Below are 25,240 nucleotides of genomic sequence, written 5' to 3' on the forward strand. Positions count from 1 at the left end.
CTCAACGACCGGGTTACGTCATCCCGAGCTGGAGGGCCCAGGCAGGCGTGACCCGTCCTGTCGACCTGAAAAGATAGTGCCGTGGCATCCGTGAACCCGCCGCGCGGCATGCGCGACTTCCTCCCCGCAGACAAGGCCCGGCGCGAGCGCGTGCTCGCCGTCATCCGCGAGCGCTATCGCGTGCACGGCTTCGACGAGATCGAGACGCCCGTCGTCGAGGAGTATGCGCGCCTGCACTCCGGGATCGGCGGCGACAACGAGAAGCTCGCGTTCAACATCCTCAAGCGCGGTATGGATGCGGATGCCGTCCGCGCGGCGGCCGACGACCAGTCGGCGCTGACCGACCTCGGCCTGCGCTACGACCTCACGGTGCCGCTCGCGCGGTTCTATGCGAGCAACCGCGCCAGCCTGCCGACCGTCTTCCGGTCGATCCAGATCGCCCCCGTGTGGCGCGCGGAGCGGCCGCAGAAGGGCCGGTACCGCCAGTTCGTGCAGTGCGACATCGACATCATCGGGGATGCCTCGGCACGCGCCGAGGCCGAGCTCGTCGTGGCGACCCTCGACACGGTCGACGCCCTCGGGCTCGAGGGCGGAAGCGTCCGGATCAACGACCGGCGCGCCCTGGACTGGATGCTCGAGAGCTTCGGCTTCACGCAGGACGAGCGCCCCGGAGTCCTCATCACGGTCGACAAGCTCGACAAGATCGGACCCGACGGCGTCGCCGCCGAGCTGCGCCGCCGCGGCGCGACCCCCGCGGCGGTCGACGCCTTCGAGGCGTTCCTGACCCGGCCCGTGACGCTCGAGTACAACCCGTACGGCGAGCGCCAGATCCGCAAGGCGCTGCCGCAAGGAGCGCCCCACGACGTCGTCGCCCACCTCGTCGGCATCGGCGAGGCCGTCGCGGCGTCGCGTGCCGAGGTCGATGTGCCGCTCGTGTTCGACCCGTTCCTCGTGCGCGGGATGGGGTATTACACCGGCACGATCTTCGAGCTCGCGCATCCGTCGGTCTCGTACTCGCTCGGCGGCGGCGGACGCTACGACGGCATGATCGGTCGGTTCCTCGGCCAGGAGGTGCCGGCCGTCGGCTTCTCGATCGGCTTCGAGCGCATCGTCGACCTCGTCGAGGCCGCCGATGCCCACGGCGCGGCCGCGATCGTCCTCGTGCACGACCGCGACGTCCCGGTCGGCGAACTGCTCGCCCTCAAGGCCGCCCTCGTCGCGGAGGGCTCGCGCGTGCGGCTCGAGCAGCGCACCAAGAACCTCAAGCCGCTCCTGGAGCGCGCAGCATCCGACGGCTACACGTCGTTCGCGACGGTCTCAGCCGGCGCGACGCGCGACGCGCTCGAGGTCAAGCAGCTCTCGTGAGCCGCAGGCGCAGGGCGCGGTAGACGACGCCGATCGCGACGATCGCGATCCCTGCGACGACGCTCTGCCACGGCAGGGTGATCGACAGGATGCCGCACCCCACGCCTCCCACGACCTGCAGCCACCGCGGATAGCGGCGAGCATCGCCGCGCTGGCGGAAGGCCGCGACGTCGGCGACGAGGTAGTACAGCAGCACGCCGAACGACGAGAACCCGATCGCACCGCGCAGATCCACGAGCGCGACCAGCACGACGACGATCGCGCCGAGCGTCAGCTCGGCCCGGTGCGGGACGTGTCGTCGCGGATGCACCGCCGCGAGGTATCGCGGCAGGTCGCCTTCGCGCGCCATCGCGAACGTCGTGCGGCCGATGCCGGCGATGAGGGCGAGCAGCGCGCCGAGCGACGCGAACGCCGCGCCGATGCGCACGACGGGCTCCGCCCAGGACCAGCCGGATGCCGCGACCGCCGCCGCGACGGGCTCGCTCGATGCGGCGACCTGGTCGGGGCCGAGCGCCGCAAGCACCGCGACGGCGACGGCGGCGTAGACGACGAGCGCGCCCGTGAAGGCGAGGACGATCGCGCGGGGGATCGTCCTCGCGGGATCGCGCACCTCCTCGCCCATCGTCGCGATCCGGGCGTAGCCGGCGAACGCGAAGAAGAGCAGGCCGGCGGACTGCAGGATGCCGTACCACCCGCCGGCGGTGAGGCCCTCGGCGCTGAGCCAGTCGGCGGAGTCTGGTGCCGACAGGCTCGCCGTGACCGCGACCGCGAGCGTCAGCAGCACCACGACGACGATGACGCGCGTGAGCTGTGCCGTGCGCGTCACGCCGAACAGATTCACCGTCACGAGCGCGGCGACGGCGACGATCGCGACGGGTCGCTCCCACCCGGGCGGCGCGGCGTACGCGGCGAAGGTCAGCGCCATCGCGGCGCAGCTCGCCGTCTTGCCGATCACGAACCCCCAGCCGGCGACGAACCCCCACCAGGGCCCCAGCTCCGCCCGGCCGTAGGCGTACGTGCCGCCCGACGTCGGGTGCACGGCGGCGAGCTGTGCGGAGGACATCGCATTGCCGAACGCGACGACAGCGGCGAGCGCGAGGCCCACGAGCAGCCCGGCGCCTGCCGCGGCGGCCGCGGGCGAGAAGGCCGAGAACACACCGGCGCCGATCATCGAGCCGAGCCCGATGAACACGGCGTCGCCGAGTCCGAGCCGCCGCACGAGGTTCACGCGTCGAACCTAGCCACCCCTCCGCGAGACTTCACAAGCGGGGCCCGACACGCCGGGCGACGCCCCCGTTTGTGAAGTCTCGCGCAACCGTGCGTTAACCGTCTGCTATGCGGCCTGCGTCACGCGCTTCTTCTCGCGCACGTACACCTCGCGGCGCACGCGCGCCACGACGTCGCCGTCGCGGTCCATGATCTCGGTCTCGAACCACTCGAGCACGCGCGCACCGCCGCGGGCGCGCTCGCGCAGCTCCTGCGCCTTCTCGCGGGGCACCTCGAAGTGCGCCGTCAGCACGCCGCGTCCGGGCTTGACGAACTCGATCTCGCCGCGCGTGTCCCACACGACGTAATCGCGGCCGAGCTGGTGCATCACGAGCATGAAGAAGTACGGGTCCGTCATGGCCGACATCGATCCGCCGAACGCCGTCTTGACGTAGTTGCGGGTGAGGACGTTGACGTGCAGCTCGACGGTCGCCCGTGTCCAGTCGTCCGAGAACCGCCTCACCCGGATGCCGCTGAAGAGGTTCGGAATCCACAGGCTCATGCCGAGGGCGAGTCGTCGAGGCGTCATGCGCATGCGCGCCAGTGTGCCAAGGGGAGCGGATGCCGCGCATCTCGGTTGTACGTGTCCGACAGTCGTCCCGGTCCCGGTCCCGGTCCCGGCCTCGCGATCGTCGAGCGTGTCGAGACGTCGACCTCGAGCGGACATGCCTGTCGGCCTGCGGGGCGCAGCGGTCAACTGTTCTAGTTGTTATAGAATCATCGTGTGCTGATTCGACTGGACCCGCAGAGCGATGCCGCGATCTTCGCGCAGATCGCGGCATCCGTCCGTGCTGATCTCGCGGCGGGGCGGCTCGGCCCCGGCGATCGGCTGCCGACGGCGCGCGACGTCGCACGCGCGTTGGGCGTCAACCTGCACACCGTGCTGCGGGCGTACCAGGACCTGCGCGACGAGGGCCTCGTCGACATGCGCCGCGGCAGGGGAGCGACGGTGACGGATGCCGCGGCCCCCCTCGCCGAGCTGCGCGACGACGTCGTGGCCCTCGCCGCGAAGGCCCGTCGCCTCGGACTTTCCCCCGACACCCTCGCCGCCCTCGTGAAGGAGACCGCCGATGACCACTGACCGCTCGCCCGCCCTCGCCCGCTTCGTGCTCGTGGCGCTCGTGCTGCCCGCCGTCATCACGGTCGTCGCGAGCCTCGTGCAGCTCGTGGCGCTGCCGCAGCTGCCCGATCCCGTCGCCGTCCACTGGAACGCGCTCGGGCAGGCCGACGGCTTCGCGTCCCCGTGGCTCTACCCCGTCATGACGCTCCTGATCGCGGGCGCCCTTCCGGCGCTGCTCGCGCTGACTAGCCTTCCCGGCCTCCGCCGGGGGGACGGTGGGCCGACCTACCGCTTCATGGGTGCCACGGCGCTCGGGCTCAGCGCCTTCGGCGCGGCGCTGCTGACGTGGTCGCTTCTGATGCAGGTGGGCCTCGCCGACGCGACGGACGCGCCGACCGTGTGGCCGGCCCTCGTCGGCGGCCTCGGCGCCGGGGCGCTCGCCGGAGCAGCCGGGTGGTTCCTCCAGCCGCACGTCCGGCAGCCCGCGCCCGCGGCGCTCCCCGGCACGCCGATCGCGCTGCGCCCGGGGGAGCGCGCGGTCTGGATGCGCACCACGTCGGTCGGTCGGGGAGCCGCCGCGGGGATCGCCCTGGGTGCGATCGCGGTCGTCGTGGGCGCCGTCGCGGTCTACCTCGCCGGGGCGCCCGCCGTCACGGTGTGGGTCCTGACGCTCGCCGCGGTCCTCCTCGTCGTCCTGGCCGCCACGACGGTCGCCTTCCACGTGCGGGTCGACGACGCGGGGCTGGAGGTGCGCTCCATCCTGGGGTTCCCGCGCTTCCGCGTGCCGCTGGCCGACGTGTCGCGCGCCGTCGCCGTCGCGGTCGATCCCATGGGCGAGTTCGGCGGCTGGGGGATCCGGCTCGCGCCCGGTCGCTTCGGGATCGTGCTGCGGACGGGCGAGGCCATCGAGGTGTCGCGAGCGAACGGACGCCGGACCGTCGTGACGGTCGATGACGCCGCGACGGGGGCCGCGCTGCTGGAGGCGCTCGCCGAGCGGGCGCGATCCGATGCCCACTCGACGCCGCGGAAGGCTTGACGAGCGCCCCGGCCGCGGGTTGGCTGAGCCGCATGACCGACCCGACCCAGGACGAATGGCAGCGCGTCGACGCGTACTTCGCGGCGACCCTGGTGGGACCTGACCCCGCCCTCGAGGCGGCGGTCGCCGATCAGCGCGCCGCAGGGCTGCCCGCGATCGAAGTGGCGCCCGTCAACGGCAAGCTCCTCCATCTCCTGGCGCGCATCTCCGGTGCCCGCCGCGTGCTCGAGATCGGGACGCTCGGCGCGTACTCGACGATCTGGCTGGCGCGCGGCATCCCCGAGGACGGAAGGGTCGTCACGATCGAAGCCGAGCCGCACAACGCCGAGATCGCACGAGCGAACCTCGATCGCGCGGGCGTCGGCGACAAGGTCGAGATCCGCGTGGGATTCGGCGCGGAGGTCCTCCCGACGCTCGTGGAGGACGAACCTTTCGACCTTGTCTTCATCGACGCCGACAAGGAGTCGAACACGATCTACATCGACTGGGCCGCGAAGCTCGGGCACCCCGGGACGGTCGTGGTCGTCGACAACGTCGGCCGGGCCGGGCGGGTCGCCGATCCCGCGGCGATGGAGCCCAACGTCATCGGCACGCAGCGGGGGCTCGAGCTCCTGGGACGCGATCCGCGCTTCGACGCGACGGCGCTGCAGACCCTCGATGCCAAGGGGTGGGACGGCGTCGCGATCGCCGTCGTGGTGTAGCGGTCGTTCTCACCGAGGGATGGCCTGTGGTCGCGGCATCCGTCATCACTAGACTCGGGGGCGGACCGACGACGCTCCGCGATCCAAACCTCCACAAACCTAGGAGTCCTCCGTGGCACTTATCGAGGCAGTCAACGCGCGCGAGATCCTCGACTCGCGCGGCAACCCGACCGTCGAAGTGGAGGTGCTCCTCGACGACGGAACCGTGCAGCGTGCGGCTGTCCCCTCAGGCGCGTCCACCGGCGCCTTCGAGGCGTACGAGCTTCGCGACGGCGACAAGTCGCGTTACGGCGGCAAGGGCGTCCTCAAGGCCGTCGCTGCCGTGATCGACGAGCTCGGCCCCGCGATCGAAGGCGTCGAAGCCAGCGAGCAGCGCATCATCGACGAGATCCTCATCGAGACCGACGGCACCGAGAACAAGTCGCGCACGGGTGCGAACGCCATCCTCGGCATCTCGCTCGCGGTCGCCAAGGCCGCCGCCGACTCGGCCGACCTCCCGCTGTTCCGCTACCTCGGCGGACCCAACGCGCACGTCCTGCCCGTGCCGCTCTTCAACGTCATCAACGGCGGCGAGCACGCCGACAACGGCATCGACTTCCAGGAGTACTTCCTCGCGCCCATCGGCGCCGAGACGTACGCCGAGTCGCTGCGCTGGGGCACCGAGGTCTACCACGTCCTCAAGGGTGAGCTGAAGTCGGCCGGCTTCGCGACGGGCCTCGGCGACGAGGGCGGCTTCGCGCCCGACCTCCCGAACAACCGCGAGGGCCTCGACTTCCTCATCAAGGCGATCGAGAAGGCCGGGTTCACGCCCGGCACCGACATCTCAGTGGGCCTGGACGTCGCCGCGACCGAGTTCTTCAAGGACGGCGTCTACACCGTCGAGGGGAAGGCGTGGTCGGCCGAGCAGCTGACCGACTACTTCGCCGACCTCGTCGCGAACTTCCCGGTCGTCACGATCGAGGACGCCCTCGCCGAGGACGACTGGGAGGCGTGGGGCGCCCTCACCGAGAAGATCGGCAAGAAGGTGCAGCTCGTCGGCGACGACCTCTTCGTCACCAACCCGGTCCGCCTGCAGAAGGGCATCGACCTCGGCGTCGCCAACGCCCTGCTCGTCAAGGTAAACCAGATCGGCACGCTGTCAGAGACCCTCGACGCGATCGCGCTCGCGACGCAGAACGGCTATCGCTCGATGCTGTCGCACCGCTCGGGCGAGACGGAGGACACGACGATCGCCGATCTCGCCGTCGCGGTCAACGCGGGTCAGATCAAGACCGGCGCGCCCGCCCGCAGCGAGCGCGTCGCGAAATACAATCAGCTTCTGCGCATCGAGGAAGAGCTCGGCGACGCCGCGGTGTTCGCGGGCCGCGGAGCATTCCCCCGCTACAAGGGCTGATGCGCTGAGACGCTGACAGAGAGGGGGAGCCGTGACGCAGAGAACGGCTCCCCCTTCTCGCACCCGCCCGCCCGTCCGCGAACGACGGCCCGTCGACGTGCGCGGGTGGCTCGGCGGAATCCGGCTGTCCGGGTTCATGGTCATCATGCTCGGGCTCGTCGTGCTGGCCGCCTTCGTGCTCGTGCCGACGATCGGCCGGTACGTCGACCAGCGGCAGCAGATCGCGGCGCTCGTCGCGGCGGTCGAGCTCAGTCAGGAGCAGGTCGCCGACCTCGAGGCGGAGCGCGACCGCTGGACCGACCCGGCCTTCATCACGACGCAGGCGCGAGAGCGGCTCTACTACGTCAAGCCCGGCGAGGTGGTCTACCTCGTCGACAACGACCTCCCGGCGGCGCAGGTGCCGCAGGAGGAGACGCCCGTGAGCGAGGACTTGCAGGAGACGCGCACCGACTGGATGTCGCAGCTCGTGCGCTCTGTCACTGCGGCGGGGCTCGCCCAGACTGTGCGGGCGCCCTCGATCGGCGTGCCCGACCAAGCGCCCTCGGAGACGCCCGCCGAAACGCCGGCGACCGGCTGACCCAGCGGCGTCCCAGCGACCGACGGTAGCCTTCTGCGGTGACCACGCCGCCTTTCCCGCCCGTCAGCGACGCCGATCTCGCGGTCATGCGCGACCAGCTCGGACGGCCTGCGCGCGGCGTGGTCGGCATCGCGGCGCGGTGCGTGTGCGGCAATCCGACGGTCGCAGCGACCTCCCCGCGCCTCCCGGACGGGACCCCGTTCCCGACCTTCTACTACCTGACGCACCCGGGCGCGACAGCGGCGATGTCCGCCCTCGAGGCCGATCACACGATGCGCGCCCTCGGCGAAGAGCTCGCGGAGGACGAGGAGATCGCCGCCGCCTACGCCGCGGCCCACGAGGCGTACCTCCGCGACCGTGCGCAGTTCGGCGAGGTCGAGGAGATCGAGGGCATCTCGGCGGGCGGCATGCCCACGCGCGTCAAGTGCCTGCACGCCCTCGCGGCCCACTCCCTGGCCGCAGGACCCGGCGTCAACCCCATCGGCGATCGCGCGCTCGCCCTGTCGACGTGGTCGCCCGACCGCTGCGTGTGCGCTCAGCCGGGGGCAGCCGGGTGAAGCGCGTCCTCGTCGCCTCGCTGGGCTTCGCGCTCGCGGGTCTCCTCGTGGGGGGCCTCGCCGTCGCGCCCGCCGGCGCCGAGCCGGCTGGTCTCATCGTCGCATCCGACGAGCCCCGAGTCGGCGCCGCGGAGCCCGGAGTCGGCGCCGCGGAGCCCGGAGTCGGCGCTGCCGAGCCCGGAGCCGGCGCCGCCGAGCCCGCAGCCCCGGCCGCCGAGGGCGAAGCCGTTGCCGCCCAGCCCGGACCCGCTGTCGCCGAATCCGCCGTCGCGGCCGCGGGCGCAGCATCCCTCCCCGCGGCTGCCGAGCCGGACGTCGAGCCCGAAGCCGAGCCCGACGAGGACCCTGTGCGCGCCGCCGAGTACTGGCTCGATGACTACGGCATCCGCACGGCGTGGGAGACGACACGGGGCGCGGGCGTCCGCATCGCGATCATCGACACGGGCATCGGCCGCGGACCCGTCGAGCTCGACGGCGCCGTCGTGGGCGGGACGGATGTCTCGGGCCAGGGGTCTCCCGACGGCCGCGCGCCGGTCGGGGCCGTCGACGCGAACCACGGCAGCTGGGTCGCCTCGCTCGCGGCAGGCCGGGGCACGGGCGCTGACACGGGCATGATCGGCGTCGCACCGGAGGCCGAGCTGCTCGCGGTGTCGGTCGGCTTCGGCTCGGGCACGTCGGTCCCGTTCACCGACCAGATCGCCGAGGCGATGCGCTGGGCCGTCGACAACGGGGCGGACGTCATCAACCTCTCGCTCACGACCAACACATCGGACTGGGACGAGAGCTGGGACGACGCGTTCCTCTACGCCTTCGAGCACGATGTCGTCGTCGTCGTGGCGGCGGGCAACCGGGGGAGCGGCACGACGCGCGTCGGCGCGCCGGCGACGATCCCGGGCGTCCTGACGGTCGCCGGGGTGGATCCGCAGGGACGGGCGAGCCTCGAAGCCTCGACGCAGGGCATCACGATCGGGGTCTCGGCGCCCAGCGAGGACCTCGTCGGCGTCTCGGCGGATGGCAGCCTCGTCCTGTGGAACGGCACGAGCGGTGCGGCACCCATCGTCGCCGGCGTCGCGGCGCTCGTGCGAGCGGCGCACCCCGAGCTCGACGCTGCCAACGTCATCAACCGGATCATCCGCACGGCGCACCCCGCGGCCGCCGCGACCGCCGTTCCGGACCCGCTGTACGGGTACGGGCTCGTCGATGCCGCCGCCGCCGTGACGCAGTCCGTCCCGACCGTCTCCGAGAATCCCATGGGGAGCCTCGAGGAGTGGATCCGGGTCTACCGCCGCGCCGACGCCGGTCCCGCCTCTGAGCCCACGGTCACTCCCGTCGCCGTCGAACCCCTTCCACCGGCGGATGCTGCGACCCGGCCCGCCTCGCCGCTCCTGCCGTCGACCGACACCCTGCTGTACGGGACGCTCCCGCTCGGGGCCCTCACCGTCACGGCTATACTGGTGGCGCTCGGCGTCACTGCTGCTGTCCGACGCATCCGATCGGCGCGCACTTCCGGCTCGCCGAGCCGTTGACCTGCGAGGAGTTCCTCACACCGTGTCCAGCACCGCGAACAGCACTGTGCCCAAGATCCTGATCGTGGGAGGCGGCTACGCCGGCTTCTACACGGCCTGGAAGCTCGAGAAGCATCTCCGCAAGGGCGAGGCCGAGGTCACGATCGTCGACCCGCTGCCGTACATGACCTACCAGCCGTTCCTCCCCGAGGTTGCTGCCGGCTCGATCGAGGCGCGCCACGCGGTCGTCGCCCTGCGCCGTCACCTCAAGAAGACGACGGTCGTCGCCGCGAAGGTCACGGGCATCAACCACGCCCAGAAGGTCGCCACGATCACGCCGGAGCTGGGCGAGCCGTACGAGTTCGAGTACGACCAGATCGTCGTGACGGCGGGCGCCGTCTCGCGCACGTTCCCGATCCCGGGCATCGCCGACAACGCGATCGGCCTCAAGACGATCGAGGAGGCCGTGGCGATCCGCGACCGCCTCATGTCGAACTTCGACCGTGCCGCGACCCTTCCTCCCGGCCCCGAGCGCGACCGCCTGCTGACGGTCGTCGTCGTGGGCGGCGGGTTCGCGGGCATCGAGGTGTTCGCCGAGCTCCGCTCGCTCGCCTCGTCGCTCGTCGAGAGCTACCCCCAGCTGACGTTCGAGGACACGCACTTCCACCTCATCGAGGCGATGGGCCGCATCATGCCCGAGGTGTCGCTCAAGACGAGCGAATGGGTCCTCAAGAACCTCGCCCAGCGGGGCGCCTACGTGCACCTAGAGACCCAGGTCACGGGTGCCGTCGACGGCAACATCGAGCTGTCGACCGGCGAGACCATCCCCAGCGATCTCATCATCTGGACCGCGGGCGTCATGGCCAACCCGACCGTCGTGCGTGGCGGCGACCTTCCCGTCGAAGAGCGCGGTCGCATCCGCACGCGCGCCGACCTCCGCGTCGGCACCGACGAAGAGGTCGTCGAGGGCGCCTGGGCCGCCGGTGACGTCTCGGCCGTGCCCGACCTGTCCGGCGGCGGAGTCGGCGGCTACTGCGTCCCCAACGCGCAGCACGCCGTGCGTCAGGCGAAGCTCCTCGCGAAGAACCTCGTCGCCGTCCTCCGCGACGAGGTGCCGCGCGAGTACCACCACAAGAACCTCGGCGCCGTCGCAGGCCTCGGTCTGTGGGTCGGTGTGTTCCAGTCCGGCAACATCGCGCTCAAGGGCTGGATCGCGTGGCTCGCGCACCGCGGCTACCACGGCCTGGCCATGCCGTCGTGGGAGCGCAAGTGGCGCGTGCTGTGGGGCTGGTGGAACAACTTCTGGCTCCGCCGCGACATGGTCAACCTGCAGACGGTGCAGAACCCCCGTTACGTCTTCGAGGAGTTCGCGGCGCGGCCGCGCCCGCCGCAGCCCGTCGCACCCGCGGTCGAGCCGAAGCCGGCTGCGGCCCCGGTCGAGCCTGCAGCGGTGGCTGCCTCGCGCTGAGACAGGGCTTCCCGACGGGACAGGATGCTGTGAGGCATCCTGTCCCGTCGGCGTATGCGCCGGAGCAGTTCTGCCCAGACGGCGCGGGCCGCTCGCCCAGGAGGGGTCCGATGCCGGGCGTCCCGTGATCTCGCCCGGCTAAGGTGGACACGGCCGCCCGCGGCGGACCGCCCCCGTAGCCCAACCGGCAGAGGCAGGCGACTTAAACTCGCCGCAGTCTGGGTTCGAATCCCAGCGGGGGCACGGCTTGGTGCCGCCGGAACCTTCGCGCGGCGCGTGGAGTGGCGATGGGGACGAATCCCAGCGGGGCACCGATCCCAACACTGGAACCCAGTCCCATCCGCCTCGCGACGCGGTATCAGCGCACCCTCCCGAGGCCTGCGTCGTTTCGCGGTCTGGACGGGCCTTAGGCTTGATCGTTGCGTGCCGATGGAGCGCGCGAGAGGACGACCGAGATGACCCTCGACCTACTGGCCGGACCCCAGCCGACCGAGGCGCCGCTGTGGGCCGAACCCGCCCGGTACTGGCAGGCCATGACGGCCGCCGTCGCCGACGTGTCGGGCCCCGTCGCCGCCGTCAGCGTCCCGGCCCTGCGCTACAACGCCCTCGACATGGCCGTCCGCGCCGGGGGAGTGCCCATCCGCGTCGCGAGCAAGTCCGTCCGCGTGCGCGAGCTCATCGATGCGACGCTCGCGCTCCCCGGCTATGCCGGCATTCTGGCCTTCACGCTGCCCGAGGCGCTGTGGCTCGCCGAGACGCACGACGACGTCGTCGTCGGCTATCCGAGCGCGGACCGCACCGCCCTCCGCCTGCTCGCGAAGGACGACGTCGCCGCGTCCCGCGTGACGCTCATGGTCGACGACATCGCTCAGCTCGACCTCGTCGACGACCTGTTCCCGCCGAGCAGGCGCGCGACGATCCGCGTCGCGATCGACGCCGACGCCTCGTGGCGGGCGCCGGGCCTCGGTCACATCGGCGTCCACCGCTCGCCCGTGCACGAGCCCGCCGAGGTCGCGAACCTCGCGCGGCTCATCGTCGACCGCCCGGGCTTCCGCCTCGTGGGCCTCATGATGTACGAGGCGCAGATCGCCGGTCAGGGCGACGCGACGGGTTTCGGGGATGCCGTCATCCGCTGGATGCAGCGCCGCTCCGGCGCCGAACTCCTCGAGCGCCGCACGGCGATCGTCGAGGCCGTGAGCCGCCTCGCCCCGCTCGAGTTCGTCAACGGCGGCGGAACCGGGTCGCTCGAGCTGACAGCATCCGACCGGTCAGTCACCGAGCTCACGGCGGGCAGCGGGCTGCTGGCCGGTCACCTCTTCGACGGCTACCGCGCGTTCGACCCCGCGCCGGCGGCCGCGTTCGCCCTCGAGGTCGTGCGCAAGCCCGCGCGCGACATCGCGACGGTCCTCGGCGGCGGCTGGATCGCGTCCGGTCCACCGCTCGCGTCCCGACAGCCGTCGCCCGTGTGGCCGCAGGGCCTGTCGACCATGCCGCGCGAGGGGTCCGGCGAGGTGCAGACGCCGCTGCGCGGCGAGGCCGCGCGCGGGCTGCGCATCGGCGACCGCGTGTGGTTCCGCCATGCGAAGAGCGGCGAGCTGTCCGAGCGCGTGGAGAAGTTCCGGCTTGTCGACGGAGACCGGCTCGTCGGCGAGACGCCGACCTATCGAGGTGAAGGGAAGACGTTCCTGTGACACGCATCGGCGGCACATGGCAGAACTGGGGGCGCTCCGAGGCGGTGCGACCGCGGCTCGTCGAGCGACCGGCCTCGATCGAGGCCGTGCAGCGGGCGGTCGAGGCCGCCGGCCGCGCGGGCATGCGCGTCAAGCCGATCGGCGCGGGGCACAGCTTCAGCGGCATCGCGGTGGCCCCCGACGTCCTGCTCGAGCTGGAGGACCTGAGCGGCGTCGTCGCGGTCGACCAGGAGCGCTCGCGCGTGCGGCTGCTCGCCGGCACCCGCCTGCACCAGGTCCCGCGGCTCCTCGCGCCGTTCGGACTCGCGATGCAGAACCTCGGCGACATCGACCGGCAGTCGATCTCGGGAGCCATCTCCACCGGCACGCACGGCACGGGCGCGCGGTACGGCGGGATCGCGACACAGGTGGTCGGCGCGACGCTGGTGACAGCATCCGGTGATCTGCTCACGATCGACGAGACGCAGAACAGCGAACTCCTGCCCGCCGTCGCGCCGGGTCTCGGCGCGCTCGGCGTGCTCGTCGACGTGACGCTGCAATGCGTCCCCGCCTTCGTCATGCACGCCGTCGATCGCCCCGAGCCCCTCGGCGAGGTGCTCGCCGACCTCGACGAGCGCGTCGAGAAGACCGACCATTTCGAGTTCTACTGGTTCCCGCACACCGACGTGGCGATCACGAAGACGAACACGCGCCTTCCCGGCGATGCTGTGCTTCATCCGCTCCCGCGCCTGGGTCAGTGGGTCGACGACGTGCTCGTCGGGAGCGGCCTGCACCGGGTCGCCTGCGACGTGGCCCACCTCGTGCCGGCGACGATTCCGCCGATCAACCGCCTCTCCACGCGACTGTGGGGGGATCGCGAGTTCACGGACCTGTCCACGAACGTCTTCACGACGCGTCGCACGGTGCGGTTCCGTGAGATGGAGTACGCGCTGCCCGCCGAGAACGTCCGGCCCGCCTTCGAGGCCATGCGCGCGCTGATCGAGGAGCGGCGCTGGAGGATCGAGTTCCCGGTCGAGGTGCGGTTCGCGGCGGCCGACGACCTGTGGATGTCGACCGCGTACGGCCGGGCATCCGGCTACATCGCCGTGCACCGCTACTGGCGCGAAGATCCGGCCGAGTACTTCGAGGCTGTCGAGCAGATCATGCTGTCGTTCGGCGGACGCCCGCACTGGGGCAAGATGCACACGCTGGATGCCTCGATCCTGCGCGAGCGCTACGCGAAGTTCGACGACTTCGTCGCGCTGCGCGACCGCCTCGACCCGGAGCGTCGCTTCCAGAACGACTACCTCGCGCGGGTCCTCGGCGAGTGAGCCTGGGAGTCATCCCCAGCCTCGATGTCGGAGGCCACGCGATGGCTAGGATGTCGCTTATGTGGGAGTGGCTGATCCCTGTCATCATCATCGTGGCGCTCGTCCTCGTCGTCGGCATCTACCTGTGGGCGACGTACAACTCGCTCGTGGCGCTGAACGTGCGCGTGGACGAGGCGTGGAGCGACATCACCGTCCAACTCAAGCGCAGAGCCGATCTGCTGCCGAACCTCATCGAAGCGGTCAAGGGCTATGCGGCGCACGAGAAGGCCGTGTTCGAGAACGTCACGCGCGCCCGGGCCGAGACGCTGTCGGCGGGAGGCCCCGCCGAAGCCGGTGTCGCCGAGGGCCATATGCAGCAGGCGCTCAAGTCGCTCTTCGCGGTCGCCGAGGCGTATCCGCAGCTGCAGGCGAGCCAGAACTTCCTGCAGCTCCAGCAGTCGATCGTCGACACGGAGGACAAGATCCAGGCGTCGCGCCGCTTCTACAACGGCGGCGTGCGGGAGCTCAACACCAAGATCAAGGTGTTCCCGAACAACATGTTCGCCCGCAATCTCGGCTTCCACGAGCGCGAGTTCTTCGAGGTCGTCGACGGAGCCGCGATCTCCGAGCCGCCGCGGGTGCAGTTCTGAGTCGAGCCGGATCCCCGGGGTGTGCCGGGTCGATCAATCGACCTGGAGTCGCATCCCCTCGGGCGTGAGGATGACCGTACCGCGCAGCGCCCAGTCGTCCGCGCGATAGGTGAACGAGGCCGTCGCGCCTTCGCGTGTGATCCCCGTGGCGGTCGCGACGACATCTCCCGCCGTCGCGGCGAAGCTCGTCAGATCGGATGCGAGCGCCACCTGCGGCAGCGCCCCGATGCGGAACGCGATGGCGTCGAGCGTCGCGAGGTCGGCCCCCCACGGCACCTTCAGCCCGCAGTGCGCGGGGACAGCATCGCCCGGCGCGGCGCATGCCGCGGCGTAGGCGTCGAGCTGCTCCTGGGCCAGGTCCACGGCCTCGGGTGAGACGGATGCCTCGATGGCAGCCTCACTCGTCCCGCCGGGCAGCACCATGGCCGAGGCGGACCCCGCGACGATGCCCGCCGGGCTCGCGGCGACGACGTACGCGGCGGGCAGCAGCGCGACATCCTCACCCGCCGGCATCACGACGCCCCCGGCCGACACGGAGTCGCCGATCGTCGTCGTCGCGGCCATGAGTCCGAACGCGTCCGCCGCGACCGTCCACGCGCCCTCGCGTTCGACGAGTCCGAATGACGCCGTCTGCTCCTCACCGTCGAGCGTGAACGTGACGGTGGCGCGCGCCGCGCCGCCCTCGACCGAATCGACGGCCTCCACTGTCGCCTCTGCGATGTGCTCCTCGGCACCCGCGAGGGCTTCAGCGCGGTCGACATCGGGGCCGGGCGGCTCCTCCGTCAGGGCCAGAGCAGCCACGCCGTCGCCCTCCTCGAGGGCGTCGAGGAACGCCTGGGCCGTCGCATCGGGGCCGGGCGGCCGCGAGAAGAGCCACCAGACGGTCCCCGCCGCGACGGCCGCAGCGGCGACGATCACGAGGCCGATGACGAGGGTGCGTCTCACGCGGTGGCCGCCAGGTCGTCGGGTTCGTCCGGCGCGAGTTCGACGGGCTCCGGTGATCGGCCGTCGTGGCGCGCGGCCTCGGGCATGACGTCCGCGAGGTCCTCGACCGCGTCGCCCCAGCGCGAGACCGAGATGCTCTCGAGCTGCTGCCAGCGAGCTGCGAGCCGCAGCTCGTCGGCGAGGCGGGCTGCGGCATCCGCCGGTCTGCCGTGCTCCCACCACGCCGACTGGACGAGGAGCGTCGAGGCGGCGCGGTCGGCCTTGAGATCGACCCGGCCGACGATGTCGTCGCCGACGAGGATCGGCAGCGAGTAGTACCCGAACCGGCGCTGCGGTGCCGGCGTGTAGATCTCGATGCGGTACTCGAAGTCGAAGAGCCGCTCTGCGCGATCGCGGAACCAGACGACGGGATCGAACGGGGTGAGCAGCGCCGCGGCGTCGACACGGCGGGGGAGTGCCGCATCCTTGTGCACCCACGCCTTCGCGGGCCGGCCCGCCGACGTCCACCCCGCGACCTGGACGGGCTGGAGCTCGCCGCTGTCCTCGAGGTCGGCGATCGCCGAGAGGAGGGCGCGGCGATCGCGGATCCGCCAGTAGTCGGCGATGTCCGAGGCCGTCGCGACGCCGTACGCGGCGCCGGCTCGGCGGACGAGCTCGCGGATCGCGTCCTCGCGAGCGACGGGCGCGAGCCCTTCGGCGGGGATGACGTGCTCCGCGAGGCCGTAGCGCCGCTCGAAGCCGCGACGGCCGGCGATCGCGACCTCGCCGACGACCCACAGGTGCTCGAGGGCCTGCTTGACGACGTCCCAGTCCCACCACGGTCCTTTGCGGGCCTCTTTCGCGTCGTGCTCGATCTCGGCAGGGCGCAGCGGCCCGCGCGCGGCGAGCTCGGCCCGCACCCAGTCGACGATCTCGCGGTTCGCGGTGAACCATCCGTCGCCGCGCGCGGTGTAGCGCTCGCGCATCTCGTCCATGCGGAAGCGGAACAGACCCCAGTCCATCGCGGGGATGAACGCCGCGACGTGCGCCCAGTACTCGACGTACGCCGGCCTGCGCGCGAAGAGAAGGCGATCGAGGTCGGCGGTGTCGTACGCGCCGACGCGGGAGAAGAGGGGCATGTAGTGCGACCGCGCGAAGACGTTCACCGAGTCGATCTGGAGCGTGCCCATGCGGCTCATCGCGAGGTTGAGCTGCCGCGTGCCGGCGGCGGCCGGTCTCGCCCGCGCGAACCCCTGCGCCGCGAGGGCGATCCTCCGTGCCTCGGGTCCGCTCAGCGTCTGCTTCACCCGGCCAGCCTAGCCACGGCATCCGACACCGCACCGCGAAGGGGGGCTCCGATGCCGAGGCCTAGACTGGGCGGATGAGCGGCCCCGACGAAAAGCCCCGCGGTTCCGTGTTCGACGCTCTCCGGGACCGCACCCGCATCGTCTCGACCGAGGTCACGGATTCGCTCCCGCGCGGGCTGCGCATCGCGACCGCGTACGCGTGGCGGCTGCTCGTCCTCGCCGCCGCCGCGGGTGTCGTCATCTGGCTCGTCATCCAGCTCAAGCTCCTCGTCATCCCCCTCCTCGTCTCGATCCTCGTGACGGCTCTGCTCTGGCCCGCGTTCTCGTGGATGCTGCGTCACCACGTGCCCAAGTGGATCGCGATCGTCGTCGCCGCCGTCGGGGCGATCGCCGTCATCGGGGGTCTCGTATGGCTCGTCGTGTGGCAGGTCAGCCGCGAGTGGTCGAGTGTCCAGGCCAAGACGATCGAGGCGGTCGAGCGGCTGCGTCAGTACCTCATCGACGGCCCGCTGCACCTGAGCCCCGAGGAGATCGACGGGATGCTCTCGCAGGCCTGGGTCTTCATCCAGCAGCAGGCCGAGCTCCTGCTGTCCGGTGCCCTCGCGATCGGCACGACGCTGGGTCACGTCGCAACGGGAGCCGTCCTCTCGGTCTTCATCCTCCTGTGCCTCCTCGCCGACGGCGCGGGCATCTGGAAGTGGACGACGCGGCTGTTCCCCAAGCGCGCACGGCCTGCGGTCGACGGCGCCGGCCGGGCCGGCTGGGTCACGGTCGTCAACTATGCGCGCACGCAGCTCCTCGTCGCGACGATCGATGCGATCGGCATCGGCCTGGGCGCCTGGCTCCTCGGCGTCCCGCTCGCGATCCCCGTCGCCGTGCTCGTCTTCCTCGGCGCCTTCGTGCCGATCGTCGGCGCCGTCGTCTCCGGAACCCTCGCGGTCTTCCTCGCGCTCGTCTACAACGGCCCGTGGACGGCGTTCTGGATGCTGGTGGTCGTCCTCGGCGTCCAGCAGCTCGAAGGCCATGTGCTCCAGCCCCTGCTCATGGGCTCGGCCGTCAAGGTCCATCCGCTCGCCGTCGTCCTGGTCGTCGCGGGCGGCGCCATGATCGCCGGCATCCCCGGCGCCCTGTTCGCTGTGCCCCTCGCCGCCTTCGTCAACGTCGTCGCGGTCTATCTGAGCTCGCGCGCGTGGGAGACCGGTGAAAGTCCCCACGGCGATCTCATCTGGAGCACCGTCCCACGACCTCGAAGGAGCCGTGCATGAATCTGTCCGCGACTGTGCCGGGATTGGCCGAGTTCGAGGATGCCGCGGCGGTCCTGTCGGGAGTCGTCTCGCACACTCCGCTCGAGGACTCGCTCTCGCTGTCGGAGGTCCTCGGCGTTCCCGTGCACCTCAAGCTCGAGAACCTCCAGCGGACGGGCTCCTTCAAGATCCGCGGCGCGGCGTACCGCCTGTCGCGCCTGACCCCCGAGGAGCGGGCCCGCGGTGTCGTCGCGGCGTCGGCGGGCAACCACGCGCAGGGCGTCGCCCTCGCGGCGCAGGCTCTCGGCATCCCCGCCACGATCTTCATGCCCCTCGGCGTCCCCGTCCCCAAGCTCCTCGCGACACGCGGTTACGGGGCCGACGTCGTGCTGGAGGGCGCGACCGTCGAGACGCCCCTCAAGCTCGCCGCCGAGTTCGCCGAGCGCACCGGCGCCGTGCTCATCCACCCCTTCGACCACCGCGACGTCATCGTCGGGCAGGGGACCCTGGGCCTGGAGATCTACCGCGACCTCCCGGAGGTCGAGACGGTCGTGCTCGGGATCGGCGGCGGCGGTCTGATCGCGGGCGTCGCGGCGGCCGTCAAGGCCCGCGCCGCCGCCGAGGGCCGCACCGTGCGGGTCATCGGCGTGCAGGCGGAGAACTCCGCGGCCTATCCCACGTCGCTCGCGGTCGGCCACCCCGTCGAGGTCAGCACGCGGCCCACGATCGCAGACGGCATCGCCGTCGCCCGGCCGGGCGACATCCCGTTCGAGATCATCAGCGAGCTCGTCGACGAAGTCGTGACGGTGTCGGAGGACGACATCGCGCGGGCGCTCCTGGCGCTCCTGGAGCGGGCGAAGCAGGTCGTCGAGCCCGCCGGCGCGGTTGGTGTCGCCGCGATCCTCGCGGGCAAGATCACGGCGTCCGGCCCGACAGTCGCGGTGCTCTCCGGCGGCAACATCGACCCGCTGCTGCTCCAGCGCGTCGTCGCGCACGGGCTGGCGGCATCCGGTCGGTACATGACCCTGCGGATCCCGCTGCCCGATCGCCCGGGTCAGCTCGCGCGCGTCTCGGAGCTGCTCGCACAGGCCGGCGCCAACGTCATCGAGGTGCTGCACACCCGCCACGGGCAGGGCCTCCAGATCAGCGAGGTCATCCTCCAGCTGAGCGTCGAGACGCGCGGCGAGGAGCACCGCGCGCATGTCATCGCGACCCTCGAAGAGGCCGGCTTCGCCCCCACGGTCGCCCCGGACTGATCCCGCAGGTGCGCGAGACTTCAGAAAAGGGGCCTCGACACGGCGTGCCGGGGCCCGTTTCGGAAGTCTCGCGAAGGGGTCACTGACCCGCGTAGGTCTCGACCTTCACGATCTCGACCTCGATGGAGCGGCCGTTGGGCGCCGTGTAGGACGTCTTGTCGCCCTCCTTGAGGCCCAGGATGGCGCTGCCGAGGGGAGAGGCCTCGCTGTACACGTCGAGCTCGGAGTCGGCGGCGATCTCGCGGTTGCCCAGGAGGAACACCTCTTCGCCGCCGGCGACGATGGCCGTCACGACGACGCCGCCCTCGACCACGCCGGTGCTCTCGGGCGCCTCGCCGACCTTCGCATCCTTGAGAAGCGACTGAAGCGTGCGGATGCGCGCCTCCTGCTTGCCCTGCTCGTCCTTGGCGGCGTGGTAGCCGCCGTTCTCCTTGAGATCGCCCTCTTCGCGCGCCGCTTCGATGCGCTTGGCGATCTCCTCGCGGCCCGTGGTCGAGAGATGCTCGAGCTCGGCGGCGAGGCGGTCGTAGGCATCCTGCGTCAGGAACGTGACGGTGGCGTCGCTGGACACGTCGGTCTCCTTCGATGAGGGGGATAAGCCGAGACGCCCCGGCGCTGGCCAGGGCGTCTGTCGAAACTTCGGTCCGGTCAGACTACGTCACCCAGCAGGAGTTGACAAAACCCGTCGTGGCCTCGGCGATGGTCGGGATCGTCTCCTGGAACGCCTGCGCATGCGTCGCTGCGGGCGGGATCTCCACGACCTTCCAGCCCACGACGCCGTGCCCCTCGTCCTGCGCCTCGAGGGCGCACGCGATCGCGGATCCGGCGGGTGCGCTCACCTGGAACTCGAGCGTCACGGTGCGCTCGTCGACCACCTGGAACCCGGTCGTGTCGACGTCGACGGCGTTGAGCGAATTCGCCACCGTGAGCCACGCGAAGGCGCCCACAGCGACGAGCGCGATGAGGCCGCCGATCACCACGATCCAGCGCCGTCCGCCGCGGCGTGTGCGGCCGTAGCGCTCGTCGAGCATCTCCTGCGTCGTCATGCGTGTCCCGTCGGGCGAATTAGGCTGGAGACTCCAGGCTAAGCGCTCCGCGGAAGAGGAACCCGATGCACGCAGCGATCGCCGCACTGTCCCGTGCGGTTGCGGACGCGACTCCGTCGCCGACTCCGGCGGTCGATCCCGAGCTCGTGACTCCGGGCCCGTGGGGCTTCGTCGCGATCGCGTTCCTCGCGCTGGCCGTCGTGCTGCTCGTGTGGGACATGATGCGCCGCATCCGCCGCGCCCGGATCCGCTCCGAGGTCGACGAGATGCTCGACGCGGAAGAGGCCGCGGCGTCGGGCGAGACACGCGACGAAGAGCCGCCCAAGAGCTGAGCGCGGATGCCGCAGCCCGCGGCCGCCGTCAGCCGTGGTAGACGGGGTCCAGGGCGATGAGCAGGCACGCGGTCCAGTGGCAGAGGAACGCCAGGACCGTGCAGACGTGGAAGATCTCGTGGAAGCCGAAATGCCCGGGCCACGGGTTCGGCCGCTTCATCGCGTAGACGACGGCGCCGAGCGTGTACAGGATGCCGCCGACCGCGACGAAGATCACCATGACCCAGTTCGCCTGGAAGAGGTCGACGATGTACATGACGGCGGCCCAGCCGAGCGCGAGGTAGAGCGCCACGTAGAGCCAGCGCGGCGCGTCGATCCAGAACACCCGGAAGAGGATGCCCAGGATCGCCCCGCCCCACGCGATCGACAACAGGATGATCGACTTGTCGGTCGGCAGCGCGAGCACGGCGATCGGCGTGTAGGTGCCGGCGATGAGCAGCAGGATGTTCGCGTGGTCGATGCGCTTGAGGATGGCGCGCGTCTTCGGCTTCCAGTTGAAGCGGTGGTACAGCGCCGAGTTGCCGAAGAGCAGGAGCGAGGTCGCCATGAACACGGCGCACGACCACTTGGCGGCCGGGCCCTGAGCGAGCGCGATGAGCACGATGCCCGCGGCGATCGCGACGGGGAAGGTCGCCGCGTGGATCCAGCCGCGCCACGACGGCTTGAGCTCGATGCCCGCCGTCGCGGCCGCGTCCTCGAGAAGAGGAAGCTGCGGCATCGATGCGCCTTCGTCGTCCACAGCGGGACCCTCGGTCTTGTGCTCCACGCGAGAAGCCTACGGCGGGGCGCATTCCCGAAGGCGTACGCATGCGCGCGGACGGCGGCCGCCCGTGGCAGGCGGCCCGGAGGACGCCGCGGTACGGTAGGCGTGTGAGAGCGACGAACGAGGGCCGCGGGCCTCTCTATCGGCTCTACATCAACCGCCTCCGGCGGCAGCTGCCCCCGGCATCCGTCCCGCAGCACATCGCCATGATGATCGACGGCAATCGCCGCTGGGCCCGCCAGCTCGGCTACGAGACCGCGGCGCACGGGCACCGGGCGGGCGCCGCCAAGATGCGCGAGTTCCTCGGCTGGTGCGACGACGTCGGCGTGCGCGTGGTCTCGCTCTATCTGCTGTCGACCGACAACCTCCGCAAGCGCGACTCGAAGGAGCTCGCCGACCTCATCGAGATCATCGCGGAACTCGCCGACGAGCTGTCGCGCGAGCGCGACTGGCGCGTGCAGGCCGTCGGACGTGCTGACCTGCTCCCCGCAGACCTCGCGCGCGTGCTCGCGGAGGCCGCCGACCGCACGCGCGACAACACCGGCCTGCACGTCAATCTCGCCGTCGGCTACGGCGGCCGCAGTGAGATCGTGGACGCCGTGCGCAGCATCATCGCGAAGCACCAGGAGGACGGCGGCTCGCTCGACGACCTCGCCGCGAGCCTCACGCCGGAGCAGATCGGCGAGCACCTCTACACGGGCGGGCAGCCGGACCCGGACCTGGTCATCCGCACGTCCGGGGAGCAGCGCCTGAGCGACTTCCTCCTCTGGCAGTCCGCCCATAGCGAGTTCTATTTCGTGGAAGCGCTCGGGCCCGACCTCCGCGAAGTCGATTTCCTGCGCGCCATCCGCGACTACACGACGCGCGATCGCCGCTACGGCGGCTGATGGACGGGACCGGATTCCCCCTCTGACCTGGCCCTCGTCGACGCGTCACGCGGCCGGCATTCGCATGCCAGAATGACGATGTGACCGATTGGGAGTCCTTCCTCGCCTCGTTCGACGGCGAGCCCGGCTATCTCGACTGGGCGGCGTTCGGACCGCTGTCGCCGAACGTGCGGGCCGAGGTCCACGCCGACGCCGAGCTGCTCGGTTCGGGTCGCCGCTCGAGCATCGATCTCGTGGCCGACCATGCACGCGAAGTGCGAGACCTGCTCGCGCAGCTGCTGAGGACGGATGCCGAGCAGGTCGTGCTGCAGCCCTCCACGACCTACGGGCTCATGCAGGCGATCTACGGGCTGTCGGGCGGACTCCTCGTGTCGCGCGCCGAGTTTCCGAGCCTGACGGTCTCGGCGTCCCGCGCCGAGGCGGCGCTGGGCGCGATCCAGGTCCAGTGGCTCGAGCCCGAAGGTGGCTTCGTGACGCCCGAGGCCGTCCGCGACGCGCTCACCGACGAGACGTCGGCGGTCGCCGTGAGCTTCGTGGACTTCCGCACGGGCTATCGCGCCGATCTGTCGGCGCTGCGCGACGTCATCGGCGATCGGCTCCTCATCGTCGACGCCGTGCAGGGGCTCGGGGCCGTGGACGCCGACTGGGCCGCGGCCGACGTCGTATGCGGCAACGGATACAAATGGCTCCGCGCGGGTCGCGGCACCGGCTTCGCCTGGTTCAGCGCCCGGGCCCTCGAGCGCCTCACTCCCGTCCTGTCGGGCTTCGCCGGCACGGAGGGCGATCTGCCCCTCGACGCCGTCCCTCAGCCGGCGGCATCCGCGCAGGCGTTCAGCGTCGCGGGACCCGATCACCTCGCGTTCGCGCGCCTCGCGACGGCTGTGCGCGACATCGTGGAGGTCGGCATCGAGGCGATAGAGCGCGAGCTCGTCGCGCGTTCCGGCGACGTCATGTACTTCGCCGACCGATACGAGATCCCCGTCGTCACCCCCCGCGAGCCCGAGCGCCGCGCGGGCATCGTCGCGCTGGCACCCGCGCCGCAGGATGCCGCCCCGCTGGCGGCCTCGCTGGCCAACCACGGTCTCACCGTGACGGTGCGCTCCGACCTCGTGCGCGTCGCACCGCACGTCGGCACGGGCGCCGATACGCTGCGGCTCTTCGGCGACGCCCTCGCGGCCTTCTCGTCGGCCCGCGTGTGGTGACGGTCGCCGTCTCCGCGGCATCCTGATCCGTTCAGGAGAATTCACGAACCTGTAACGCGGATCGTGCGTGTCGCCCCATCGTCTGACACAACCGCGACGTACGTTCATCCCAACGGGCAGAGCGCCCGTTCGAGTCGGCCTCACGGATCGCGACTCGTGACCCACGGTCGACTCGCTGGCAGCCGGGTGACGAACCCGGGGCGGGAGTGGGTTGTGACGACACGAGCACCACACAGGCAGCACCGCGAGTCGGCCGTCGAGGCCGGCGAATTGGGGGAGGTGCTCTGCACGTATGTGCTGGACACCTCGGTGCTGCTGAGCGATCCGCGGGCGTTCTTCCGCTTCGCCGAGCACAACGTCGTGATCCCGGTCGTCGTGATCACCGAGCTCGAGGGCAAGCGGCATGACCCCGAGATCGGCTATTTCGCGCGTCAGGCGCTGCGCCATCTCGATGAGCTGCGGATCGAGCACGGGCGGCTCGACTTCCCCGTTCCCGTCGGGCAGGGCGGCACGCTGCGCGTCGAGCTCAACAACACCGACGCCTCGGTCCTGCCCTCGGGCATGCGGCTCGGCGACAACGACAGCAGGATCCTCGCGATCGCCATGAACCTCGCCCAGGACGGTCAGGAGGTCATCGTCGTCTCGAAGGATCTCCCGATGCGAGTCAAGGCCGCGTCCCTCGGGATCACGGCTGAGGAATACCTGGCGGAGCAGGCCGTCGACTCCGGCTGGACCGGCATCGCGACGCTGGACGTGTCAGGCGACGACCTGAGCGACCTCTACGAGACCGAGGTCGCCATCAGCGACGAGGTCAACGGACTCCCGGTCAACACGGGGCTCATCATCCACTCCGAGCGAGGCTCGGCGCTCGGTCGCGTGACGGGTGAAGGGGAGTACCGGCTCGTGCGCGGCGACCGCGAGGTGTTCGGCCTCCACGGACGCTCGGCGGAGCAGCGTATCGCGATCGACCTGCTCCTCGACCCCGACGTCGGGATCGTGTCGCTGGGTGGTCGCGCGGGCACGGGCAAGTCGGCCCTCGCGCTGTGCGCGGGGCTGGAGGCCGTCCTCGAGCGCCAGCAGCAGAAGCGCATCATCGTCTTCCGCCCGCTTTTCGCGGTCGGCGGGCAGGAGCTCGGCTATCTCCCCGGCGACCAGCAGGAGAAGATGAACCCGTGGGGCCAGGCCGTGTTCGACACGCTCGGCTCCGTCGTGTCGGGGAACGTCATCGAGGAGGTCATCGCGCGGGGCCTGCTCGAAGTCCTGCCCCTGACGCATATCCGCGGCCGGTCCCTGCACGATGCGTTCGTGATCGTCGACGAGGCGCAGTCGCTCGAGCGGAACGTCCTGCTGACGGTTCTCAGCCGCATCGGACAGAACTCCCGTGTCGTGCTGACCCACGACGTGGGACAGCGCGACAACCTGCGCGTCGGCCGCCACGACGGCGTCTCGTCGGTCATCGAGACCCTCAAGGGCCATGACCTGTTCGGGCACGTGACACTCGTGCGCTCGGAGCGCTCCGCCATCGCCGCGCTCGTGACGGAGCTGCTGGAGGCCGGCGAGCTCGCGTGAGCACAGGCCGGTCAAGGACCGGTCAAGGAGGGTCGGGATGCTGCTCCCGACCCTCCTTCGTACATGCGCCGGCATGAACATGAGAAGAGTCTCATCTGTCTCTCGCCGTACTCTCACACTCGGGTGCGACCATGGAACAGGCGTGGGGTCAA

The 25,240-nt window shown here is 71.1% G+C and carries 25 protein-coding genes and 1 tRNA gene; 19 read left to right on the forward strand and 7 right to left on the reverse strand.

Annotation, left to right across the window (positions count from 1 at the left end; genetic code table 11):
* The first annotated feature begins 108 nt into the window (after positions 1-108).
* Complete coding sequence (gene hisS, locus ABZ477_RS00235; RefSeq protein WP_360127858.1) at positions 109-1,365, forward strand: histidine--tRNA ligase; 1,257 nt, start codon at positions 109-111, stop codon at positions 1,363-1,365.
* On the opposite strand, the gene ABZ477_RS00240 is transcribed toward hisS, so the two are convergent.
* Together ABZ477_RS00240 and ABZ477_RS00245 are read right to left on the reverse strand one after the other, a co-directional pair.
* Positions 1,349-2,593 carry an APC family permease gene (locus ABZ477_RS00240; protein ID WP_360126085.1) on the reverse strand — a complete coding sequence of 415 codons (1,245 nt, stop codon included), beginning with the start codon at positions 2,591-2,593 and terminating at the stop codon, positions 1,349-1,351. The genes hisS and ABZ477_RS00240 overlap by 17 nt on opposite strands.
* 105 nt (positions 2,594-2,698) lie before the next feature.
* A complete protein-coding gene (locus tag ABZ477_RS00245; protein ID WP_360126088.1) occupies positions 2,699-3,166 on the reverse strand; it encodes a DUF4442 domain-containing protein in 468 nt (155 codons plus the stop codon).
* Between the two features lie 189 nt (positions 3,167-3,355).
* On the opposite strand from ABZ477_RS00245, the gene ABZ477_RS00250 reads away from it, so the two are divergent.
* From ABZ477_RS00250 to ABZ477_RS00305, 12 genes are all read left to right on the forward strand, one after another.
* Positions 3,356-3,712 (forward strand): GntR family transcriptional regulator, encoded by a 357-nt coding sequence (locus ABZ477_RS00250; RefSeq protein WP_360126091.1) that lies wholly within the window; start codon positions 3,356-3,358, stop codon positions 3,710-3,712.
* Positions 3,702-4,727 carry a DUF1648 domain-containing protein gene (locus ABZ477_RS00255; protein ID WP_360126094.1) on the forward strand — a complete coding sequence of 342 codons (1,026 nt, stop codon included), beginning with the start codon at positions 3,702-3,704 and terminating at the stop codon, positions 4,725-4,727. The genes ABZ477_RS00250 and ABZ477_RS00255 overlap by 11 nt, the downstream gene beginning before the upstream one ends.
* A gap of 32 nt (positions 4,728-4,759) precedes the next feature.
* A complete protein-coding gene (locus tag ABZ477_RS00260; RefSeq protein WP_360126097.1) occupies positions 4,760-5,428 on the forward strand; it encodes an O-methyltransferase in 669 nt (222 codons plus the stop codon).
* 112 nt (positions 5,429-5,540) lie between these two features.
* Positions 5,541-6,821 carry a phosphopyruvate hydratase gene (gene eno, locus ABZ477_RS00265; protein ID WP_360126100.1) on the forward strand — a complete coding sequence of 427 codons (1,281 nt, stop codon included), beginning with the start codon at positions 5,541-5,543 and terminating at the stop codon, positions 6,819-6,821.
* A gap of 31 nt (positions 6,822-6,852) precedes the next feature.
* On the forward strand, positions 6,853-7,398 hold the full coding sequence (locus ABZ477_RS00270; protein ID WP_360126103.1) for a septum formation initiator family protein: 546 nt from the start codon (positions 6,853-6,855) through the stop codon (positions 7,396-7,398).
* 38 nt (positions 7,399-7,436) lie between these two features.
* On the forward strand, positions 7,437-7,955 hold the full coding sequence (locus ABZ477_RS00275; protein WP_360126106.1) for a DUF501 domain-containing protein: 519 nt from the start codon (positions 7,437-7,439) through the stop codon (positions 7,953-7,955).
* Entirely contained in the window at positions 7,952-9,481 is a 1,530-nt protein-coding gene (locus ABZ477_RS00280; RefSeq protein ID WP_360126109.1) for a S8 family serine peptidase, read from the forward strand. The genes ABZ477_RS00275 and ABZ477_RS00280 overlap by 4 nt, the downstream gene beginning before the upstream one ends.
* A gap of 46 nt (positions 9,482-9,527) precedes the next feature.
* On the forward strand, positions 9,528-10,928 hold the full coding sequence (locus ABZ477_RS00285; protein WP_360127861.1) for an FAD-dependent oxidoreductase: 1,401 nt from the start codon (positions 9,528-9,530) through the stop codon (positions 10,926-10,928).
* Between the two features lie 169 nt (positions 10,929-11,097).
* Positions 11,098-11,171, forward strand: a tRNA-Leu gene (locus tag ABZ477_RS00290).
* 212 nt (positions 11,172-11,383) lie between these two features.
* Entirely contained in the window at positions 11,384-12,619 is a 1,236-nt protein-coding gene (locus ABZ477_RS00295) for an amino acid deaminase/aldolase (RefSeq protein WP_360126112.1), read from the forward strand.
* Positions 12,616-13,929 (forward strand): D-arabinono-1,4-lactone oxidase, encoded by a 1,314-nt coding sequence (locus ABZ477_RS00300; RefSeq protein ID WP_360126115.1) that lies wholly within the window; start codon positions 12,616-12,618, stop codon positions 13,927-13,929. Before ABZ477_RS00295 ends, ABZ477_RS00300 begins: the two co-directional genes overlap by 4 nt.
* A gap of 59 nt (positions 13,930-13,988) precedes the next feature.
* Positions 13,989-14,558 carry a LemA family protein gene (locus tag ABZ477_RS00305; protein ID WP_360126118.1) on the forward strand — a complete coding sequence of 190 codons (570 nt, stop codon included), beginning with the start codon at positions 13,989-13,991 and terminating at the stop codon, positions 14,556-14,558.
* 33 nt (positions 14,559-14,591) lie between these two features.
* Here ABZ477_RS00305 and ABZ477_RS00310 read toward each other — a convergent pair whose 3' ends face one another.
* Complete coding sequence (locus ABZ477_RS00310; protein WP_360126121.1) at positions 14,592-15,503, reverse strand: hypothetical protein; 912 nt, start codon at positions 15,501-15,503, stop codon at positions 14,592-14,594.
* Positions 15,500-16,789 (reverse strand): crosslink repair DNA glycosylase YcaQ family protein, encoded by a 1,290-nt coding sequence (locus ABZ477_RS00315; RefSeq protein ID WP_360126124.1) that lies wholly within the window; start codon positions 16,787-16,789, stop codon positions 15,500-15,502. Before ABZ477_RS00315 ends, ABZ477_RS00310 begins: the two co-directional genes overlap by 4 nt.
* 74 nt (positions 16,790-16,863) lie before the next feature.
* On the opposite strand from ABZ477_RS00315, the gene ABZ477_RS00320 reads away from it, so the two are divergent.
* Positions 16,864-18,054 carry an AI-2E family transporter gene (locus tag ABZ477_RS00320; RefSeq protein WP_360126127.1) on the forward strand — a complete coding sequence of 397 codons (1,191 nt, stop codon included), beginning with the start codon at positions 16,864-16,866 and terminating at the stop codon, positions 18,052-18,054.
* Positions 18,051-19,289 carry a threonine ammonia-lyase gene (gene ilvA, locus ABZ477_RS00325; protein ID WP_360126130.1) on the forward strand — a complete coding sequence of 413 codons (1,239 nt, stop codon included), beginning with the start codon at positions 18,051-18,053 and terminating at the stop codon, positions 19,287-19,289. Before ABZ477_RS00320 ends, ilvA begins: the two co-directional genes overlap by 4 nt.
* Positions 19,290-19,368: 79 nt before the next feature.
* On the opposite strand, the gene greA is transcribed toward ilvA, so the two are convergent.
* Positions 19,369-19,860 (reverse strand): transcription elongation factor GreA, encoded by a 492-nt coding sequence (gene greA, locus ABZ477_RS00330; RefSeq protein WP_360126133.1) that lies wholly within the window; start codon positions 19,858-19,860, stop codon positions 19,369-19,371.
* 82 nt (positions 19,861-19,942) lie between these two features.
* The gene (locus ABZ477_RS00335; RefSeq protein WP_360126136.1) at positions 19,943-20,335 is read right to left on the reverse strand and encodes a DUF4307 domain-containing protein; all 393 of its coding nucleotides are present in this window, start codon (positions 20,333-20,335) and stop codon (positions 19,943-19,945) included.
* 65 nt (positions 20,336-20,400) lie between these two features.
* Here ABZ477_RS00335 and ABZ477_RS00340 point away from each other — a divergent pair, with 65 nt between their 5' ends.
* Positions 20,401-20,667 carry a hypothetical protein gene (locus tag ABZ477_RS00340; RefSeq protein WP_360126139.1) on the forward strand — a complete coding sequence of 89 codons (267 nt, stop codon included), beginning with the start codon at positions 20,401-20,403 and terminating at the stop codon, positions 20,665-20,667.
* Between the two features lie 28 nt (positions 20,668-20,695).
* Here ABZ477_RS00340 and ABZ477_RS00345 read toward each other — a convergent pair whose 3' ends face one another.
* Positions 20,696-21,385 carry a hemolysin III family protein gene (locus ABZ477_RS00345; protein ID WP_360127864.1) on the reverse strand — a complete coding sequence of 230 codons (690 nt, stop codon included), beginning with the start codon at positions 21,383-21,385 and terminating at the stop codon, positions 20,696-20,698.
* 152 nt (positions 21,386-21,537) lie between these two features.
* Here ABZ477_RS00345 and ABZ477_RS00350 point away from each other — a divergent pair, with 152 nt between their 5' ends.
* From ABZ477_RS00350 to ABZ477_RS00360, 3 genes are all read left to right on the forward strand, one after another.
* Positions 21,538-22,317, forward strand: coding sequence for an isoprenyl transferase (locus ABZ477_RS00350; RefSeq protein WP_360126141.1), 780 nt, complete (start codon positions 21,538-21,540; stop codon positions 22,315-22,317).
* Positions 22,318-22,397: 80 nt separating this feature from the next.
* Positions 22,398-23,519, forward strand: a complete 1,122-nt coding sequence (locus ABZ477_RS00355) for an aminotransferase class V-fold PLP-dependent enzyme (RefSeq protein WP_360126144.1) — start codon at positions 22,398-22,400, stop codon at positions 23,517-23,519.
* Between the two features lie 270 nt (positions 23,520-23,789).
* Positions 23,790-25,088, forward strand: a complete 1,299-nt coding sequence (locus ABZ477_RS00360; protein ID WP_360127867.1) for a PhoH family protein — start codon at positions 23,790-23,792, stop codon at positions 25,086-25,088.
* Positions 25,089-25,240: the final 152 nt, after the last annotated feature.

This window comes from Microbacterium sp. NPDC019599 (assembly GCF_040632175.1).
In the GTDB taxonomy this organism is placed as follows: domain Bacteria; phylum Actinomycetota; class Actinomycetes; order Actinomycetales; family Microbacteriaceae; genus Microbacterium.

Coding starts and splice junctions, on each gene's coding strand:
- hisS (WP_360127858.1), top strand. CDS start 109: ATGCGCGACTTCCTCCCCGCAGACAAGGCCCGGCGCGAGCGCGTGCTC.
- ABZ477_RS00245 (WP_360126088.1), bottom strand. CDS start 3,166: ATGCGCATGACGCCTCGACGACTCGCCCTCGGCATGAGCCTGTGGATT.
- ABZ477_RS00255 (WP_360126094.1), top strand. CDS start 3,702: ATGACCACTGACCGCTCGCCCGCCCTCGCCCGCTTCGTGCTCGTGGCG.
- ABZ477_RS00260 (WP_360126097.1), top strand. CDS start 4,760: ATGACCGACCCGACCCAGGACGAATGGCAGCGCGTCGACGCGTACTTC.
- ABZ477_RS00295 (WP_360126112.1), top strand. CDS start 11,384: ATGACCCTCGACCTACTGGCCGGACCCCAGCCGACCGAGGCGCCGCTG.
- ABZ477_RS00305 (WP_360126118.1), top strand. CDS start 13,989: ATGTGGGAGTGGCTGATCCCTGTCATCATCATCGTGGCGCTCGTCCTC.
- ABZ477_RS00320 (WP_360126127.1), top strand. CDS start 16,864: ATGAGCGGCCCCGACGAAAAGCCCCGCGGTTCCGTGTTCGACGCTCTC.
- ilvA (WP_360126130.1), top strand. CDS start 18,051: ATGAATCTGTCCGCGACTGTGCCGGGATTGGCCGAGTTCGAGGATGCC.
- ABZ477_RS00335 (WP_360126136.1), bottom strand. CDS start 20,335: ATGACGACGCAGGAGATGCTCGACGAGCGCTACGGCCGCACACGCCGC.
- ABZ477_RS00340 (WP_360126139.1), top strand. CDS start 20,401: ATGCACGCAGCGATCGCCGCACTGTCCCGTGCGGTTGCGGACGCGACT.
- ABZ477_RS00345 (WP_360127864.1), bottom strand. CDS start 21,385: ATGCCGCAGCTTCCTCTTCTCGAGGACGCGGCCGCGACGGCGGGCATC.